The 18,245-nt window shown below is 43.7% G+C and carries 16 protein-coding genes; 7 read left to right on the top strand and 9 right to left on the bottom strand.

Annotation, left to right across the window (positions count from 1 at the left end):
- Positions 1–3 precede the first annotated feature (3 nt).
- The 6 genes from IEX80_RS19445 to IEX80_RS19420 all read left to right on the top strand — a co-directional run bounded on the left by IEX80_RS19445 (position 4) and on the right by IEX80_RS19420 (position 5,424).
- Positions 4–195 (top strand): hypothetical protein, encoded by a 192-nt coding sequence (locus tag IEX80_RS19445; protein ID WP_091170095.1) that lies wholly within the window; start codon positions 4–6, stop codon positions 193–195.
- Positions 192–1,100 carry a cbb3-type cytochrome c oxidase N-terminal domain-containing protein gene (locus IEX80_RS19440; protein ID WP_176628636.1) on the top strand — a complete coding sequence of 303 codons (909 nt, stop codon included), beginning with the start codon at positions 192–194 and terminating at the stop codon, positions 1,098–1,100. Before IEX80_RS19445 ends, IEX80_RS19440 begins: the two co-directional genes overlap by 4 nt.
- A gap of 5 nt (positions 1,101–1,105) precedes the next feature.
- Positions 1,106–2,479 carry a cytochrome c oxidase accessory protein CcoG gene (ccoG, locus tag IEX80_RS19435; protein ID WP_188833848.1) on the top strand — a complete coding sequence of 458 codons (1,374 nt, stop codon included), beginning with the start codon at positions 1,106–1,108 and terminating at the stop codon, positions 2,477–2,479.
- Positions 2,480–2,483: 4 nt separating this feature from the next.
- Positions 2,484–2,903, top strand: coding sequence for a FixH family protein (locus IEX80_RS19430; RefSeq protein ID WP_188833847.1), 420 nt, complete (start codon positions 2,484–2,486; stop codon positions 2,901–2,903).
- Positions 2,900–3,586 carry a sulfite exporter TauE/SafE family protein gene (locus IEX80_RS19425; RefSeq protein ID WP_188833846.1) on the top strand — a complete coding sequence of 229 codons (687 nt, stop codon included), beginning with the start codon at positions 2,900–2,902 and terminating at the stop codon, positions 3,584–3,586. The genes IEX80_RS19430 and IEX80_RS19425 overlap by 4 nt, the downstream gene beginning before the upstream one ends.
- 62 nt (positions 3,587–3,648) lie before the next feature.
- A complete protein-coding gene (locus IEX80_RS19420) occupies positions 3,649–5,424 on the top strand; it encodes a hypothetical protein (protein ID WP_188833845.1) in 1,776 nt (591 codons plus the stop codon).
- Positions 5,425–5,489: 65 nt separating this feature from the next.
- Here IEX80_RS19420 and hemN read toward each other — a convergent pair whose 3' ends face one another.
- The 4 genes from hemN to IEX80_RS19400 all read right to left on the bottom strand — a co-directional run bounded on the left by hemN (position 5,490) and on the right by IEX80_RS19400 (position 10,219).
- Positions 5,490–6,857, bottom strand: coding sequence for an oxygen-independent coproporphyrinogen III oxidase (hemN, locus tag IEX80_RS19415; RefSeq protein ID WP_188833844.1), 1,368 nt, complete (start codon positions 6,855–6,857; stop codon positions 5,490–5,492).
- Between the two features lie 5 nt (positions 6,858–6,862).
- Positions 6,863–7,900 (bottom strand): 2-hydroxyacid dehydrogenase, encoded by a 1,038-nt coding sequence (locus IEX80_RS19410; protein ID WP_188833843.1) that lies wholly within the window; start codon positions 7,898–7,900, stop codon positions 6,863–6,865.
- An 82-nt stretch (positions 7,901–7,982) separates the two neighbouring features.
- Complete coding sequence (locus IEX80_RS19405; RefSeq protein WP_188833842.1) at positions 7,983–9,035, bottom strand: response regulator; 1,053 nt, start codon at positions 9,033–9,035, stop codon at positions 7,983–7,985.
- Positions 9,032–10,219, bottom strand: a complete 1,188-nt coding sequence (locus IEX80_RS19400) for a PAS domain-containing sensor histidine kinase (RefSeq protein ID WP_188833841.1) — start codon at positions 10,217–10,219, stop codon at positions 9,032–9,034. The genes IEX80_RS19405 and IEX80_RS19400 overlap by 4 nt, the downstream gene beginning before the upstream one ends.
- A gap of 196 nt (positions 10,220–10,415) precedes the next feature.
- Between IEX80_RS19400 and IEX80_RS19395 the strand changes: the two genes are divergently transcribed.
- Positions 10,416–11,393, top strand: coding sequence for a glycoside hydrolase family 43 protein (locus IEX80_RS19395; protein WP_188833840.1), 978 nt, complete (start codon positions 10,416–10,418; stop codon positions 11,391–11,393).
- 243 nt (positions 11,394–11,636) lie between these two features.
- Here IEX80_RS19395 and IEX80_RS19390 read toward each other — a convergent pair whose 3' ends face one another.
- Genes IEX80_RS19390 through IEX80_RS19370 form a run of 5 tightly spaced genes read right to left on the bottom strand, consistent with a single transcriptional unit; the run spans position 11,637 to position 17,949 of the window.
- Positions 11,637–11,972 carry an L-rhamnose mutarotase gene (locus IEX80_RS19390; protein ID WP_176628643.1) on the bottom strand — a complete coding sequence of 112 codons (336 nt, stop codon included), beginning with the start codon at positions 11,970–11,972 and terminating at the stop codon, positions 11,637–11,639.
- Positions 11,973–11,987: 15 nt separating this feature from the next.
- Positions 11,988–13,004: an aldo/keto reductase gene (locus tag IEX80_RS19385; RefSeq protein ID WP_188833839.1), complete on the bottom strand. Its 1,017-nt coding sequence runs from the start codon at positions 13,002–13,004 to the stop codon at positions 11,988–11,990.
- 18 nt (positions 13,005–13,022) lie between these two features.
- Complete coding sequence (gene fucP, locus IEX80_RS19380; protein WP_188833838.1) at positions 13,023–14,291, bottom strand: L-fucose:H+ symporter permease; 1,269 nt, start codon at positions 14,289–14,291, stop codon at positions 13,023–13,025.
- Between the two features lie 53 nt (positions 14,292–14,344).
- Positions 14,345–16,297: a glycoside hydrolase family 97 protein gene (locus tag IEX80_RS27830; protein WP_229701685.1), complete on the bottom strand. Its 1,953-nt coding sequence runs from the start codon at positions 16,295–16,297 to the stop codon at positions 14,345–14,347.
- Positions 16,298–16,302: 5 nt separating this feature from the next.
- The gene (locus IEX80_RS19370; protein ID WP_188833837.1) at positions 16,303–17,949 is read right to left on the bottom strand and encodes an alpha-L-fucosidase; all 1,647 of its coding nucleotides are present in this window, start codon (positions 17,947–17,949) and stop codon (positions 16,303–16,305) included.
- Positions 17,950–18,245 lie beyond the last annotated feature (296 nt).

The following is an 18,245-nucleotide window of genomic DNA, read 5'->3' as shown; positions in this document are numbered from 1 at the left end:
GCAATGTTTAAGCAATTTACAGAACACATTTCGGGTGCCCAGGGTTACCTGTTATTTTCTCTGGGGATCTTCCTCGTATTTTTTATTGTAGTAGCTATCCTGCTTTTCAGGCTCAGGAAACAGCATGTAGACCATATGCGTAATCTGCCTTTGAAGGATAGTCATGGTGAATCCCTTAATTCTTACAACTTATGAAATACCGCCGCCTGTTAATTTTACTTGTATTGATGATACCGTTACATCCGGCAATGGCCGCCGATGACAGCCTGATACCGGGCGATTTGATGAACGAGATAGGGTATGGAGCAATTATAGCCATGCTGGCATTGTTTATTGTAGCAATGCTGGTGTTGCTCAGGGCGCTTAGGGTATTGACAAAAATAACGCTCCGGGCGCAGGGGTATACAGAAGAGCAGATCATAGCGGAGATGAAACCCGCCAAAAAAGTTAAAAAGCCTAAAACGGAGGTTTGGAACAAATTACTGTCGCTAAGACCGATGTCTGAAGAAAAGGAGCTGATCATAGCACATGATTATGACGGTATTCAGGAGCTTAATAATCCTATTCCAGGCTGGTTCAGCTACCTGTTTTATATCACCATTATTTTTGCAATTGGTTACATACTCATTTATCATGTATTTGGTGTTGGGCAGTTGCAATATGATGAATATAAAACGGAGATGGCCCAGGCAGACATTGCCAAAAAAGAATACCTGAGCAAGGCCGCTAACCGGGTTGACGAAACCACAGTTAAACTCGTTACCGATCAGGCTGTACTGGCCTCAGGGCAGGCGGTTTTTAAACAAAGCTGCGTTCCTTGTCATGGCGATCACGCGCAAGGGGTAGTTGGCCCTAACCTTACCGATGATTACTGGCTGCACGGCGGTAAGATCAATGATGTATTTAAAACCATAAAATACGGCGTACAGGCCAAAGGGATGCCCAATTGGGAGAAACAGTTATCGCCCAAGCAAATCTCGGATGTGGCAAACTATATAAAATCATTGCATGGCAGCAATCCGGCCAATCCTAAAGAACCGCAGGGCGAAAAAGATGCAGATGACGTTGCGGCAAAAGGCAAAACGATAGCAAAAATATAACGATTATGGACGGTTTACTGGCGGCAAAAGAAAACGGGAAAAGGCAGTGGATGTATCCGCTTGTACGTAAAGGCAGGTTTTATAAATGGAGAAGCTGGTTAAGTTATTTTTATCTCGTTTTCTTTTTTTTAGGGCCGTTTTTACGAATCAATGGCCAGCCATTGTTGCTGCTCAATGTGATAGACCGGCAATTTGTACTGCTGGGGCAGGTGTTTTGGCCGCAGGATATTTTTCTGTTTATGCTGGCTTCACTTGTTTTTTTGGTTTGCGTGGTAATATTTACTATTGCTTTCGGTCGTATTTTCTGCGGTTGGATTTGCCCTCAAACCATATTTATGGAAATGGTTTTCAGAAAGATAGAGATTTGGATAGAAGGGGATGCCAATAAGCGTAAAAAGCTTGACGCCGGTGCCTGGACACGGGAAAAAATTATCAAAAAAACAGCCAAGCATGCTTTGTTTGTATTGGTCTCCTTTCTGATCGCCAACACTTTCCTTGCTTATATCATCGGCAGCGAAAGCCTTGTTAAAATTATTGTTGAGCCTGTTACAGCCCACTGGGTTGGTTTTATCAGTATATGGGTATTCACCATTGTATTTTATTTGATTTACAGTCAGGTACGTGAGTTGGTTTGCACATTGATATGCCCTTACGGGCGTTTACAAAGTGTATTGATTGATGAGCACACTTTAGTAGTAGCTTATGACGATGTGCGTGGCGAACCACGGGGCAAGTTAAGCCGTAACGCGGACCCCTTTAACCTGAAAGGCGATTGCGTTGATTGCAGCCTGTGCGTTGCTGTTTGTCCTACAGGTATTGATATTCGTAAAGGAACTCAAATTGAATGTATCAACTGTACCGCCTGCATAGATGCCTGCGACCAGGTAATGGACAAGATAGGAAAGCCCCGCAACCTGATTGGTTACTTCTCCGAAAATATGATCAGGCTGAAAGAAAAGCCCTCGTTTACCGGGCGCATGATGGGATATACCGCGGTAATAACCGTGCTGGTAGCTGTACTTGGTTATTTTATTTTCAGCCGGAGCGATATGGATATCACCGTTATGCGCAGTGCGGGAATGCTTTATCAGCAACAGCCAGGCGGCTACATCAGTAATATTTATAATGCCGAAATCATTAATAAAACCAATCAGGATAGAGCGATCAGGATAGGGGCGGATGATCCGGCTGTTAAGATCAGTTATATCCAGGCGCCCGGACCGGTTGCAAAGGGCGGATCGGCTAAAACGGTGTTTTTTGTCATGCTCCCTGCATCAAAAATACATGCCGCCAAAACTACCATTAAACTGAACCTGTTGCTTGGCGGCAAGGTGGTTCAATCTGTTAAAACAAATTTTATAGCACCCACAAATGATTAAGCATATGAACTGGGGAAAAGGAATAGTAATAGGCATGCTGGCTTTTATGAGTTACATTGTAGCCATGGGCGTTGCCATGTTCAGGCAGCCCGACGATGTCGATTCGCATTATTACGAAAAAGGGCTTGCGTTTAATGCCGATTATGATAAAGAGAAGCAAGTGCTTAACGATAAAGCACAGCCATCAATCAGCATTAATAACAATATCCTTTTAGTAAAGTTTGCAGGCCCGGTAAAGGGAGCAGTAGATTTAAAGCGCCCGGACGACGGCAAAATGGACAAACATATCAATCTGCAGAGCAACCTGGCGGGGAATGTGAATATCCCTCTGACTGATGTAAAGCCAGGTAGGTGGCAACTGGTTTTTAATTGGGAAAACAACGGCAAAAAATACCTGTATACCAAAGAAATATTTATACCATGAGCCCCAGTCAAATCGCTTTTTTTATAGGCTTATTCGGTAGTGTTCACTGTATAGGAATGTGCGGCCCGCTCGCCTTCGCTATCCCCATTAACCACAGTAGCTTTTGGCTGCTCTTGTGGGATAAGTTGGTATATAACCTTGGGCGTACTATAAGTTACGCAACCCTCGGGTTAATAACCGGGCTCATCGGTAAGCAATTATGGCTTTCAGGTTTGCAGCAGGGGGTAAGCATCATTAGCGGGATACTGATCCTGCTGGCGGCCGGTTCAAGATTGTGGAAGTTGAAAATTAGTAACAAAAGTACTGGTAACTGGCTGCTGAAGCCTTTTAATGCGTTGCTTACTTATGCGTTACAGCATCGGGCCGGCCATTTAGCCATAGGCTTGCTGAATGGCTTTTTACCCTGCGGTTTTGTTTACCTGGCGCTCATCGGTGCGGTAAACACTTCATCAGTGGGTGCTTCCGTGCAATATATGGTTTGGTTTGGTTTAGGTACCCTGCCTTTAATGCTGGCGGTCACTGTTGGCAGTGGATTTGTTAACCAGGGCGTCCGAAGAAAGATGAACAGGGTGGTTCCCTATTTTATGCTATGCCTTGGCGCCTGGTTTTTATTACGTGGGCTCGCGCTTGATATTCCTTATCTGAGTCCGCCATCGGCCAGCGGAACTGTTATTTGTAAGTAACACCGGAGGTACATTGATGAGCCTCCTGGTTTATTCTAAATACATAATATTAAATTAATTATATGCACAGCTTTCATATACCTGTTTTAGGTTTGGGATACTCTGTTGATACACCGCTAAAAGTGGCCCGGTACGGTATCTCGTCCGTTGTTTCAATTGTTGATGATGAACTCGTTGAGCGTATGCGGCAGTATCACTCAACTCAAAATGGTTTGCCATTTACGCCTATTTTAAAAAATGGGCCCGACAGCCGTTCAAAACGGATTATGGCCTATCTTAATTTATTAAACGAGCTGGTAAATAAGCAGTTTGAAGAACTTAAACAAATGCCATTTAACCAGGGAATGGACATCGACCGTTACTTTAACCTGCTACCGGAGGCTTCGCCTTTAAAGCAGGGTTACGAACTGATGAACGAGTATCCTGAGGGGGAACGTAAACAGATCTTTCAAGATCTTTTGCGCGCCAGAATGAACAAAGGCGCTATTGATGTAAATATCATGGCCAAAGTTGATAAAATGAACTTTGATGCGGACGGCAATTATACCGGCGATACCCATACCGACGCCCTTGCTGCTTTAAAAGGCTTTGCTGAGAGCGAGCTGAATTCATCAGTAGTACTTTCGGCGGGAATGAACCCGAGGCTGTACAGTTACCTGGAAACTTTTAAGTGTTTTTATCCTGACGGCAATAACGAGCTCCGTAAACGGATCGTTTTAAAGGTGAGCGATTTTCGTTCGGCGCTGATCCAGGCAAAGTTTTTAGCAAAGAAGGGGCTGTGGGTATCAGAATTCAGAATTGAATCGGGCCTGAATTGCGGCGGGCATGCTTTTGCTACTGATGGCCTGCTGCTCGGGCCGATCCTGGAAGAGTTTAAACTGAAACGGGAACACATGATGCACGAACTGCTTGCCCTTTATCAACCGGCACTTGCCGAAAGGGGTTTTACAGAGACCAACCCGGCGCAAAAGATCAGCGTACAAGGTGGGATAGGCACTATGCAGGAAGATGTTTTTTTGCGGGAGCATTATCAGATGGATGCTACCGGTTGGGGCAGTCCGTTCCTGCTGGTACCCGAAGCCACCAACGTTGATGAACATACGCTACAACAATTGGCAGGCGCCGGCCATGATGATTTTTATGTAAGCTCGTCATCGCCGCTGGGTATCCTGTTCAATAACTTCAGCAAAAGCTCGGGCGAAGAGCAAAGACTTAGCAGGATAGCAAATGGCAGGCCGGGCAGTCCCTGCAATAAAAAATATTTAGTATCAAATACCGAGTTTACCGAACATCCCATTTGCACAGCATCACGTGAGTACCAGCATTTGAAAATAAAGCAGCTAAAACACAGTGAGCTTCCGGCAGCTGAAATTCAAAAGCAAATAGATGCTGTTACCGAAAAGGTTTGCTTATGCGAAGGGCTCTGTGCATCCGCTTATATCAAAAACGATATCCTGAAAGCCCGGGAAAACAAGGCGGTAACCATTTGTCCTGGACCGAATATCGCCTTCTTTTCGGGAGTGTATACGCTTGATGATATGGTTGGCCACATTTATGGGCGCTTCAACCTGCTTGAGGCAGCAACCCGCCCTAACATGTTTATCAATGAGTTAAACCTTTATATCGATTACCTGAAAAAGGACATTTCGGGCTATGTAGCAAACCTCAACGAAAAGAAAGGAAAATACCTGATCAAATTTAAAGACCAATTACAGCAGGGTATCACATACTATAAAGAATTGATCCCACAAATAAGCAACCAAACCCAGGATTACCTGGAGCGGATGCTGAAGGATCTGCTCTCATCAGAAGAGAAACTGCAATTGCTAAATATCTAAAACAAAGAAACCGGGATCGATTCCCGGTTTCTTTGTTTAACTGATAATTGGTGTTGGTCAAAGCCTTATCCCGTCATGCTGAATAACTGCGTGGCGGGCTTGTCGGCCCATAGGCGGGCATCAAGCGCCATACATATGTTGCGTAAAAAGCGTTTACCCATGGGGGTAACAGTAATACACCATGAATTTAGCTCAGCCAGTCCGTCCTGTTCAAATTGGCGCATGCGCTCCAGTCCTTCTAAAAAAGCTTCACTTGCTTCAGTGTGCAGGTTCCAGCAGGTTTTGCCGTTACACATGATATTCAAAATATGCCTGCGAATGCTCAGATCATCGGCCGTAAGCATATGTCCTTTAAATACCGGTAGCTGGCCGGCATTTACTAATTGCAGGTATTCCTCTACTTTTTTTACATTTTGGGCAAAGGCATACCAGCTATCGCTTATGGAGGATACGCCCAAACCAATCATTAATTGGGTATATTGATGGGTGTAACCCATGAAATTACGGTGCAGCGTACCATTTTGTTCAGCTAAGTAAAGGCTATCCGTTGGCAAGGCGAAATGGTCCATACCAATTTCATGATAACCCAATGCTGTAAATAATTCGCGTCCGCATTCATACAAAGCCCTTTTTTCATTGGCATCGGGCAGGTCATTTTCGGTAAAACGGCGCTGGCCGGGTTTTATCCAGGGTACATGGGCATAACTGTAAAAAGCGATCCTATCGGGCATTAATTTCGCCACCTGGGCAATGGTATCCTTTAGCCCGTTGATGGTTTGAAGCGGGAGGCCATATATCAGATCGAAGTTAACGGATGTGTACCCGATCCGTCGTGCCTGCTGGGTAACCAGTTTTACCAGTTCAAAACTCTGGATCCGGTTAATGATAAACTGAACCCTGGGATCAAAATCCTGAATGCCGAGGCTTATCCTCCTGAAACCAAGATTGTATAAAACCTGTAAATGATCAACAGTTGTGTTAGCGGGGTGCGCCTCAAAGCTAAACTCGGCCCGGGGGTGGATAGTTGATGAATTTAATATACCATTGATCAGTATGGCCAGGTGTTCGGGTTTAAAAAATGTAGGTGTGCCGCCCCCAAGGTGTATTTCCCTGATGACGGGTTTGCTTTCAAAGGTATTGAGGTACATAGCCCATTCCATCAAAACAGCTTTAATGTATGGCTCTTCTACCCGGTGGTTTTTGGTGATGCGGGTGTTACAACCGCAATAGGTACACAGGCTTTCGCAAAATGGAAGGTGAATATACAGGCTGATCCCGTCACGATCGTTACTTTCCTTAAAAGAAAGCGATACTGACTTTCGCCATTCCTCTTCGTCGAAGTTTTCAGTGTTCCAATAAGGTACCGTAGGGTAACTGGTATAACGGGGAGCAGCAACGTTGTATTTATCAATAAGGTGCTGAGGGATTTTCATAAATATTAAGCTTTGGTAGTATCAACCGTTGATAGCTCACCGGTCGCTTTGCAGTTTTTTGCACACACACACGCATTTCCAACGCACTTTTTAGCCTGCCACTGATCAAGATTTTTTATGGTTTGATTAGCAATTTGCTGTAATGCCTCACTGGTTAAAAAAGCCTGATGGGGGGTGATGAGGACATTTTTAAAGGTCATCAGTTTTTCAAGCAATGGGTCCTTATCGGTATCATGTTGATGCTGCTCAAAAAAGAGGCCTTTTTCTTTTTCATAAACGTCGAGTCCTAAATAGCCTATTTTGCCGATTTCAAGGGCCTGTAATGCCGCTTCAGTATCAATTAACCCTCCCCGCGAAGTATTCAGGAGCATGACTCCATCTTTCATCAAAGCAAGGGTGTCATTATTGATCATATGGTAGTTTTCAGGGCTGAGGGGGGCATGTAATGAAATGATATCGGCGGTAGCAAGCAGGTCATTCATAGACACTTGTTCAACTCCTGGCAAGTTTGATTTGACGATCGGATCATAGCCAATAACACGACAGCCAAAGCCATTAAAGATAGCAGCAACCGCCTGCCCGGTATGTCCCAGGCCAATAATGCCAACTGTTTTGCCTGATAAATTAAACCCCATGAGGCCATTCAGCCTGAAATCAAACAGGTGGCTATGGGCATTTGATTCGGTTAAATGCCTGTTCAGGGCAAGTGCCATGGCAACGGTATGTTCGGCAATAGCCTGCGGCGAGTATTCAGGTACATTGGCCAGTTTTATGTTGCGCAAAGCTGCTGTTTCTTTATCTATATGATCTGTACCAACCGAACGGGTAGCAATATATTTAACGCCAAGATCGGCCAGTTGGTTGATAACATAGGCAGATACATCGTCATTGGTAAAAACAACCACCGCTTCCTTACCTTCGGCATAAACCGCGGTTTCAGAATTTAGCGGGTTAGAGATAAGGGTAATATCATGTTTTTTTTGGTTCGCTCTGGCCAAAAATTCCTTTTCGAACGCCTTGATACTGTAAGCTACAACTTTCATCTGTGCACATTTATATTAAACAAAACTACCCGGATGGCACCGGCAAAACCATGAGTGCGGTCAGTGAAAAAAATGACCTTTGTCAGTTTCTCATTTTTACGAGCTTGTTGAGGTCTGTTATATTGATGGTTGCACCTTTCTTTTCTATCAGGCCTTCCTCTTTAAAATCGGAAAGCGTACGGCTTACCGTTTCGGTAGCCATACCGGCCATTGATGCCATTTCTTCCCTTGATATTTTAAATTCATGTTTTTCACCGTTTTGCTTGTTCAGCCTTACCAATACCTGCGCCAGCCGTTTCCTTACTGAATGGTAGGCCAGCTCGATTAGCTGTTCTTCCTTTTCTTTGATATTGTTTGACAGTATTTTCAAAAATTGCCGGCCAACATCGGGATATCGGTCAAGCATGGTTAAAACGGTATCTTTCGGCAGCAGGCATATTGCCGCGTCTTCGGTTGCTTCGGCAGTTTCGCCATAAGCATCATCAAGCAGCAGGGCATGTACGCCAAGGTAGTCGTCGGCTTTGTATAAGCCGGTCATCAGTTCCCTGCCGTCTTCGGCCAGTTTAAACGTTTTTATGCTGCCTTCCATTACCAGGTAAATTCCCTGCGGGCTATCGCCGTCGTAAAATAATACTTGTTTTTTTCTTATCTGCCTTATTTTTCGACTGGCTATCAGTGCGGTTAACTCGGCAGCACCGTTGCGCGAATTGATGGCCAGGTGCTCTATTTTTTGCAGCGACCTGCTAAAAAATGCCTGTTGTTTTTCTTTTTTGCTCAACCTGCTATCAATGGCATTAAGCAATTCTATATCGTCAAAAGGTTTGGTAAGATAATCATCGGCACCCATTTCCATGCCTTTTCTAAAGTCAACCCTTTCGGCTTTTGCGGTTAAAAATATAAAGGGTATATTATCCGTTTCGGGCGATTTGCTGAGCATGAATAATACGCCATACCCGTCAAGTTCGGGCATCATGATATCGCACAAAATAAGGTCGGGTTTATGCTTTATAGCTAAGTCCACACCAATTTTACCGTTACCGGCCTGTAATACCAGGTAGCCGGAAAGCTCCAGTATTTCGGCGGTGCTTTCTCTTATATCGGTATTGTCTTCAATAATGAGGATACTTTTTTTCATGATTGCGAAAATGTGAGCGTGAATGATGTTCCGTAATTAACTTTGCTTTCAAATTGCACCGTGCCGTTGATCAGGCCAACGTAGCGCGCCACTATATTAAGGCCGAGACCTGTACCTGATATATTGCCTGTATTATGCGCCCTGAAAAAAGCTTCAAACAAGTGCTTCTGGTCACTTTCAGGGATGCCTATACCATTATCCTTAACCACAACAACCAACTGATCGCTGGCTACCTCCGTGTTAAATTCAATAAAGGTATTTTCGCCCGAGTATTTGATGGCGTTGCTGATCAGGTTAATGATGCAGTTTTTTAATAGTGCCGGATCCAATCTAAAAACACTGGTAGTACCTGTATGCTGATAAATGATATTTTGGTTTTGTTTGGCTACCAGTTGCATTTCTTCTGTTATTTCCTCACCAAATTTTACCAGGTTAAATTCGGTAAATACAGGCTCGACCTTACCGGCTTCAAGTTTTTCGAGCGACAGGAAATCATTCAGGATACCCGTAAGGTTACCTACTGATGTTTTTATTTTGGCGATGTGTTTGCTGATGTTAGGATTGCTAAACTCCTGCGCATATTTTTCAACAAGGATGGCCGATAACTGGATACTGCTCAACGGGGTCCTGAATTCATGCGAGGCCATTGATACAAAACGGCTTTTCATCTGTCCAAGTTCTTTTTCTTTCTCTAATGACAGGCTAACCTCTTCTTTAGCCTGCAGCAGTTCGGTTACCGAGTGCTTTAAAGAAATTGTACGCTCCTCCACCAGCTCTTCTAAATGGACGGCGTACTCCTTTAATCTTTCTTCTGCTTCCTTTTCGCGTGTGAGGTCATGGATAAAACCGGTATAGACTTTTCGGCCTGAAAGCTGCACTTCACTTACTCCCAGGCGGAAAGGGAATACGGAGCCATTTTTTTTTAAACCCTTAACTTCGCGGCCAAAACCTATAATGTGCGCCTTGCCCGTGTTTTGATAACGGTTTATATAACCATCGTGCAGATCTTTATCGGGCGGGGGCATTAAAACAGATACATTTTTACCAATTACTTCGCCGGGGCTGTATTGAAACAGATTACATGCTGCCGGATTAATAGATTCGATAATTCCGTGGCTGTTTATGGTAATAATGCCGTCTATGGCATTTTCAATAATTGCTTTTAGCAGCGCGGCATTCTCCATCAGCGTTTCCTTGTTTAATGACAAAGATCACGAATGAATTTAGTCTTCAATATGATGCGCCTCACTATAAAAAGTGATCACAATCACTTTTTATAGTGAGGCGCAAAGTAAAAGGACGGTTGAGTGTAGAGTAACCATCCTTTTTTTTTACCTATTTTTAAACGCTATTCGATCTGTTAAATAGAAAACAAAATATATGAAGTATACAGTACTGATCCTGATCTTATCAATATTTTTCAATAACCAGGCACGGTCGCAAAATATGATTTCGGGCGGAGACTTTAAGGACACTGATGGAAATCAGATTAATGCTCATGGGGCAGGGGTACTTTATTATAATGAGGTATATTACCTGTTTGGCGAAATTAAAAAAGGCAAAACCTGGCTGGTCCCCGGGCAAAGCTGGGAAGATTACCGGGTTCCTGCAGGCGGGGTGTCATGTTATTCGTCGACGGATCTGAAACATTGGAAAAATCTGGGAACTGCATTAAGATCTGTGACAGGTGACCCGTCAAATGATCTGGATACTGGCAGGGTAATTGAACGGCCCAAGGTGCTTTACAATGAGAAAACCAAAAAATTTGTGATGTGGTTCCATAATGACAGAAATGATTACCAGGATTCAAAGGCCGGTATTGCCATAAGCGATTCGCCCGGGGGGCCATACACATACCTGGGCAGTATCAAACCAAACAACCAAATGCTGCGTGACATGACACTTTTTAAGGATACCGATGGGAAAGCCTACGTTGTTTATTCGTCCGAAGGTAACAACACTATGCATGTTTGCCAGCTGAAAGATGATTATTTGAAGCCAACGGAACATTACACCCGGATTCTGATCGACAGAAACCGCGAAAGCCCGGCACTTTTCAAAAATAACGGCAAATATTTCCTGATCACTTCGGGATGCTCAGGTTGGAGCCCCAATGCGGCATCTTACGCAACTGCTGATAGTATAATGGGGCCGTGGACTGAGATAGGCAACCCCTGCAGCGGTGCTAATGCAGAACAAACATTCTTTGCACAGGGAAATTATGTTTTGCCGATAAACGGAAAACCTTCAAATTTTATCTTCATGGGAGATTTGTGGAACAAACTTGACCTGGAGAAATCCGGTTATTTATGGATACCATTCGAGGTAATTAACGGCGAAGTGAAAATAATTAACTGATGTGGTGCTGACGATAAATTGGTGTTTAGTCCTTAGCCGAAAATCATAAATACTAAGTAACCCGATAGCTGAAAACGGGAAAGACCGCTATGATTTGTGTCTTTCCCGTTGTATGCCCGAAATTTGAAGTTGTGTTATTTTTTTAATTTATTTAAAATCAGTATCTTATGTTGACGGTTGAGCGTTGCGCAATGAATCGTTCAGCCCTGTTTCTTCGCAATATTATCCGTATATCATCCGTTCTTAAAGTTGAAAAATCTGTTTCATGATCACCCATTTTTCTCCTTCTTTTGCCCAGGGTAGTGGTTGTTGAAATAGCCACATGAGTTGCTCCCATTCCTGTACTTTAGGATTTAGCGCGTCCATTTCTTCTTTTTTCTTCGACTCAAAATGGTCGCTCGTTTCCATGATCATAAACAACCGGTTTCCCGTGCGATAGATCTGCATATCAAGAATTTCCGCGTCCAGTATGCTTTTGCGTATTTCCGGCCAGCTATTTTCAGCCTTATGCCAATGTTCATATTCCGCTATCAGTTGCGGATCGTCCTTTAAATCGAGGGCCAAACAGTATCTTTTCATAGTGATATTTAATTTTTACAGATAAGCGGAAGCGTATGATTCGTCAACTAAGCCATATTCTTTCATTTCTTTCCAAAATTGTGTTGGGATCTTTAATGAAGCCAGCGAAACATTTTGTGCAACCCTGTCGGGATTTGTGGTATTCAGGGCGATACTTTTAACGCCTGGAGCATTTAACCCAAAAGCCACGCAGGCATCCGCCGGTTTTATTTTATAATTTGCACATAAGCCATAAAACAACTCTCGCCAACGATGTAAATGTTTGTCTTTTACCGGATCAGTTAACCGATAGTTATAATAATCAGACCCGGTTAAAAAGCCGCCGTTAAAAACGGCGGAATTAATGATCAAAGTTCCTTGCTTTTCAAGCTCCTGCATAAATTCAATTAATTCTGGCGGATGGCTATGAATTGTCATGCTATTGGCAATCATTACCCAATCCAATTTTACATCCTGCGTTATCTTTTTGATGATCCGCCAGTCTTTCGAACCTACACCAATACCTTTTACTTTGCCATTCAGTTTCAATTCATTCAGCGCACGGTAGGCTTCCAATATGTCCCGATAGCGTTGTGCTTGTTCCTGTTTATCTTTTGCTGCATTTAGGTACTCATCGGGGTCATGTACAGAAACCAGTTCTGCACGATAATTGCCCAGCAACTCATTTCCCTGTTCATAACATTCCAGGATGCCTTCATAACTTATTCGCTGAACGGCGTCATATTTCAGGTCGCGCCAAACACCTGGTTCAAAAGTAGGTTCGCGGCTTTTTAACGCTGTACGCAGCCAGCCCAATTTATTACTGATCAGTACCTCCGATGGGGAGACATTTAGTATTGCCAAAGCCTTTCCCAACGATTCGAGCGCGAGCCCCGCGCCGTATTTCCCTGCCGAGTCAAATACAGCCGGTTTAGGAGAATGCCTGATACTTTCGGCAACAATAGCACATTTAACATCATCTGGAAGTGCTACATATAAATTTCCTAATCCACTGGTTCCAAAAATTACTTTAGGTAAATTAATTTCCTGCATATTGAAAATGGAGAATTGTTAAAGGATAGTTGAAACCGGTACATTTTCCGGCCCCACTTTTACACGATGTCCTTTTAATCCAAAAAGGGCCACTACCGCAAAGCATACCAACGGTACCACATAACCATTTTGAATATTGCCGGTTACATCGCTGATATAACCGAATATCCTTGGCAATACAGCACCACCAACGATAGACATAATGATCAGGCTGCTGCCAAATTCCGTATCTGCCTTCAGATCTTTTATACCCAACGCGAAAATGGTTGGAAACATAATGGACATGAAGAAACAGATCCCAATTACTGTGTAAACCGTGATCATGCCGTGACCAAAAATGGCGATTGCGGATAGCAAAATGTTGATACCCGCATAAACTGCAAGTAAAACAGCCGAGCTATAATACCTCATCAGGAAAGTACCAATAAACCTGCCTATTAGAAATGCAGCGCCGCACAAACTGAGATAGTAGGTCGTTTGCACCTCCGTAAGTCTGGCAGATTTTGTCGCATAAAGAATAAACAAACTAAATACACAAACTTGCGCGCCAACATAGAAGAATTGGGCAGCCACACCCCAGGCCAAATGACGGTGCTTCAAGGCATGGAAAATGTTTTTGCTGGCTGTATATCCTTCATGCTGTTGGATCCTTGGCAGCCGTGTAAACGCAAAAAGTATGGCAATAAACACCAATACACTGCCTAATATAAAATAGGGTGTTTTTACTGATGAAGCTTCGGCGGCCAGCGCCAGTTTACGGCCCTGGTCTGTCATTGCGCTTAATTGTGCCGGAGTATAACCTTTTGTCAGTATAATATGTCCGCCAATTATAGGTGCGAGGGTGGCAGCCAGCCCGTTAAATGATTGCGCAAAGTTAAGCCTTTGTGTAGAAGTTGCGGGATCTCCTAATGAAGAAGCATATGGATTGGCGGCAGTTTCTAAGATGGTTAACCCGCAGGCAATGATAAACAAAGCTACAAGGAAAAATGTGTACTGCTGTGTATTAGCCGCCGGTATAAATAAATAGGAACCAAACGCGAAAATTAGCAGCCCTGTGATAATACCTGTTTTGTAGCCGTATTTTTTCATGATGAAACCTGCCGGTAAAGCCATCAAAAAATAGGCAATAAATACCGCAGAATCTACAAGCGTAGCCTGCACTGTGGTAAGCGTAAACGACTTCTTTAAGTGCGGTATCAATATCGGGTCGAGGTTATGCGCGAAGCCCCATAAAAAGAATAAGCTGGTTATTAATATAAATGGGAAAAGAGTTTTATTCTTGGTCATGATCTGATCATTGTATTAAACTTTTGTATGCCGGATTAAAGGTTCTCAATTAATTACTGGGCAGTTATTTTAGCTGCCCATCCTCCTGCTGTATCCATATGGACGTTGATCACGGAATTAGCCGATATCTTTTTTTCAGACCGGGTTAGTTCTTGAGGAGATGATAACACATCGCCCCATGATGATAACGTGTAGTTACCCGCCGGTAAAAAATCCATTTTCAATTGTACAGTTCTTTCAGAATCGTTTGTCATCGCGCCGATATACCAGTCTTTCCCGCTTCTTTTGGCAATAATGACATATTGGCCCGGGTAACCGCCAAGCACCTTCGTATCATCCCAAACGGTTGGTATATTGGTTAAAAAATCGGCTCCGGGCTTGCCCAAAATGTTTTCAGGCGCATCGCAATAAACCATAAACGGACTTTCGTAGATCACGAATTTTGCCAGCTCGGCACATCGGCTGTTCATTACCTGGGTAGGGCTTCCCTTTCTGAAATCGCTTTTCTTTACATTCAGGAATCCGCCGGGAGTATAATCCATTGGCCCGGCCAGCATACGTGTGAATGGGAGTGTGGTATTATGCCCGGCTGTTATCCTGGTCGAAAATTTTGAATATTCTTCTCCCAAAACTCCTTCCCTGGTTACCATGTTGGGATAGGTCCGCTCGATGCCGTCGGGTTTAAATGCACCATGAAAATCAACCATCAAATGATATTTTGCAGCCGTTTGGATGATACGACGGTACCAGTTCACCATTTGCTGGTCATCGCGGTCCATGAAGTCAATTTTTATACCTGCAATGCCCCATTTTTCGTAAATCGGAAACGCTTTTTCAAAATTGTCATTCCGGTTAACATCCGAGCTATATAACCAAAGCCAGCATTTAACCTTTTTGGCTTTAGCATAGGCTAAAATCTCGGGCATATTTAATTGCGGGGCCACTTTGGTAATATCTGCTTCCGGCTTGTTAAATGGCCCATACCATTGCCAGTCAATAAGCATGTAAGGCCAACGCTCTTTCGAGGCCAGGTCTATATACTTTTTAATGGTCAGCATGTCTACTTTTACGTCTTCGCTCCACCAGTTATCCCAGGCGCTCATGCCTGGTTTGATCCAGCTGGGATCTTTTAATACGTTAGGCGGGTTCAGGTTTTGTATCAGTTCTGATTCAATTAATTTACCAGGCGAACCTGCCAGCATCACTACACGCCAGGGTGTAAACAAATTATTAGTGAAGCGTACTTTAACACCATTCTCATTTTCACCGGGCAAGGGCGATAGCTTGGTGATCAGGCTGATTTTGTCGGTAGCACCAGTGTCAGTTTTTGAGGATCCTATATAAAATCCCGGATAGTTATCAATATTGGCTTCAGTAAAAGCCGCATAATGATGCTGATCTAATTCTACCAGCAAAGGTAAGCCCGCAATTGTTTTTTCTGTGATATGGTTTAGGTTTTTCGGTTGAAATTCAGTTTCCTGTGAAGATGTATAACTGCCATAGTCTGCAACCCAGGTTTTTGCTTTTGCCGGTAAGTTAAAAGTGGTTAGCTCCTTTACTATTTGCCGGTCGCCGATTTTATCAGCCCCGAACAACTGGTAGCGAAATGCAACACCATCGTTATAAGCCCTGAACCATATGTTCATGCGGCGCATTGGTGCCGATTTTTCTACCAGTGATAATTCCAATTCATTGTAATGGTCGGTTACAATGCTGTGTTTAGCTTTTACTATTGGCGCCCACGTTTGATTAACAGAATGCTCCACATGGCTGGTTACGTCCATGCCGGTTCCGAGAGCCGGTTCATCTTTAAACTCGAAACCGAGTGATGACGGGTGGACGATTGTTAAACTATTGCTGGAAACAGCATATTGCAGGTTGCTGGTGTTGTTTATTTCCACAACGGTTTTTTTATCCGGCGATACCAGCTTAAAAGTTTGCGCCAAAGAGGGAACTGCCAGTGAAACGGCAGTGATCAGGGCGTAACAAGTTTTCAGGTTCATCATATAAATTAAACAGCTCCTTCTATTTTTAAAACAAACGCATCTTTACCGGGCGCCTGCTCAGGTAATTTTACTTTAAGACCGGCCTCAGTCTGCTCAAAACTCAACTTGCCGTTTCCGAGCAAGCTTACACTGCTTACATTGCCTGCTTCATTGCCTTTTGCTAACTTTTTAACAATGGCTTCATTCCCGGTTGGCCAACCCAGCATGGCAGCATAAAGGGTTTTGCCTTTTACAGTAAACCTGATATCTTCGGCTCCGAATGGTTTGCCTTTGCCTTCATTAAAGCCCTGCGCGTTGATGGGGGCAGCCGAATCTGTCGCCGGGCCTTCTCCAAATACAGTCCAGGGGCGGGTACCATAAATAGCCTCGCTGTTAACCTGCATCCAGGCACCTATGCCCTCAACAACTGCACGTTCTTCACTATCGATACTTCCGTCTCCCCGTAATGGAACGTTTAAAAGCAGGTTACCGTTTTTACTTACAATATCAACCAGGGTATGTACCACTGTTTTGGCACTTTTGTAGCCCTTATTATCAAATATCCGCCGGTCATAATGCCAGCCGCCAATACAGGTATCGGTTTGCCATGGTAAAGGTTCTATCTGGTTACTTTGGCCACGTTCTATATCCCATATCATGCATTTACGCTGCTGCTCATTCAATACTTTAGCAAATAGTGCGGCCTGCAGTTTTCCATGCTTTTTAATGCTGGTATTGTACATATGCGCCGCTATTTTTAAACCGGCGTCGCTTACCGGCCAAAGGGGCAGGGCTGTGTCATCAAAATAAATCAGTTCTGGGCCGTATTTGTCTATCAGTTCAATGGTGCGGTTCAGAAACTTATCACAATAAGCCTTGCTGGGCACGCTTGCGCCGTTGCCCCAGTCCCAATGGCTGCCCATACTGTTGTTATCAAAGCTATCCTTACTTAAAGGATGGTTTTGTGCATATAATTCCTGTGGGTCATAGCCGTTCCACCATTTACCTGCGCCATCAGCTTTGGTAAGTTTGCCGTCATAAGGTACGCCTGCCAACGGGCCGGTTTTATCCGCACGTTGGGCAACCTCATACCAGGTCCAGGGGTGGGAAGCGTGTACGGTTACGCCAAAAGGCAAACCATGCTCTTTAGCTGCTTTGGCCCAGCCGCCTATCAGGTCTTTTTTAGGGCCAAGTTTAGTAGAGTTCCAGCTTTGGTATTTGCTGTCATAAAGGTCAAAATTATCATGGTGATTGGCCAGTGCCATAAAATATTTGGCGCCGGCTTTTTTATATAGGCCAACCAATTCATCAGGGTTCCAATTTTCGGCTTTCCATTCGTTAATAACGTCTTTAAAACCAAATTTGGAAGGATGCCCATATTTTTGAACATGATATTTATACTGGTCGCTGCCTTCCTGGTACATGCCGCGTGCATACCAGTCGCCACGTTCCGGCTGGCATTGTGGGCCCCAATGCGCCCACATCCCAAACTTTGCGTCGCGAAACCAGTCCGGCACCTGGTACTGAGTCAATGAATCCCAACTGGGTTTAAAAGGCCCCGAAGCAATTGCGGCGTTTGAATTAGTTTGCAGCAAACTGCTGCCAAAAGCCTTTGACAAATACAAAGACGAGAGCCCCGTGGCCATGCCTTTTATTAATGTTCTTCTTTTCATAATTGAGTTTGGAAGTTTTGAAAAAGTACCTGTCTGGATCAGCTGTGCAACGAGTAGCCAGGCCTTTAAGTAAATTTCTATATATCGTTATTTATAATTGGTTGATGAGCAATTCAGTTTACGTCGGTCAGTAATTGATCATCAATCAAATTTCTTTGAAATAATATTTAAATAGTTGACCTAATGGGACTTTTTTTTATACAAAACCGACTTTTGAGCGGTTAATATTACAATTGAAGTTAAGATTGATAAAAGGATCGGATGCTACTTAAATCAAATTATCTTTCAGGTTTGAC

The sequence above is a fragment of the Mucilaginibacter rubeus genome (genome assembly GCF_014643835.1).
GTDB lineage: Bacteria > Bacteroidota > Bacteroidia > Sphingobacteriales > Sphingobacteriaceae > Mucilaginibacter > Mucilaginibacter rubeus.
The sequence above is the reverse complement of the archived record's forward strand: the minus strand, read 5'-3'. Positions and strand labels throughout refer to the sequence as shown.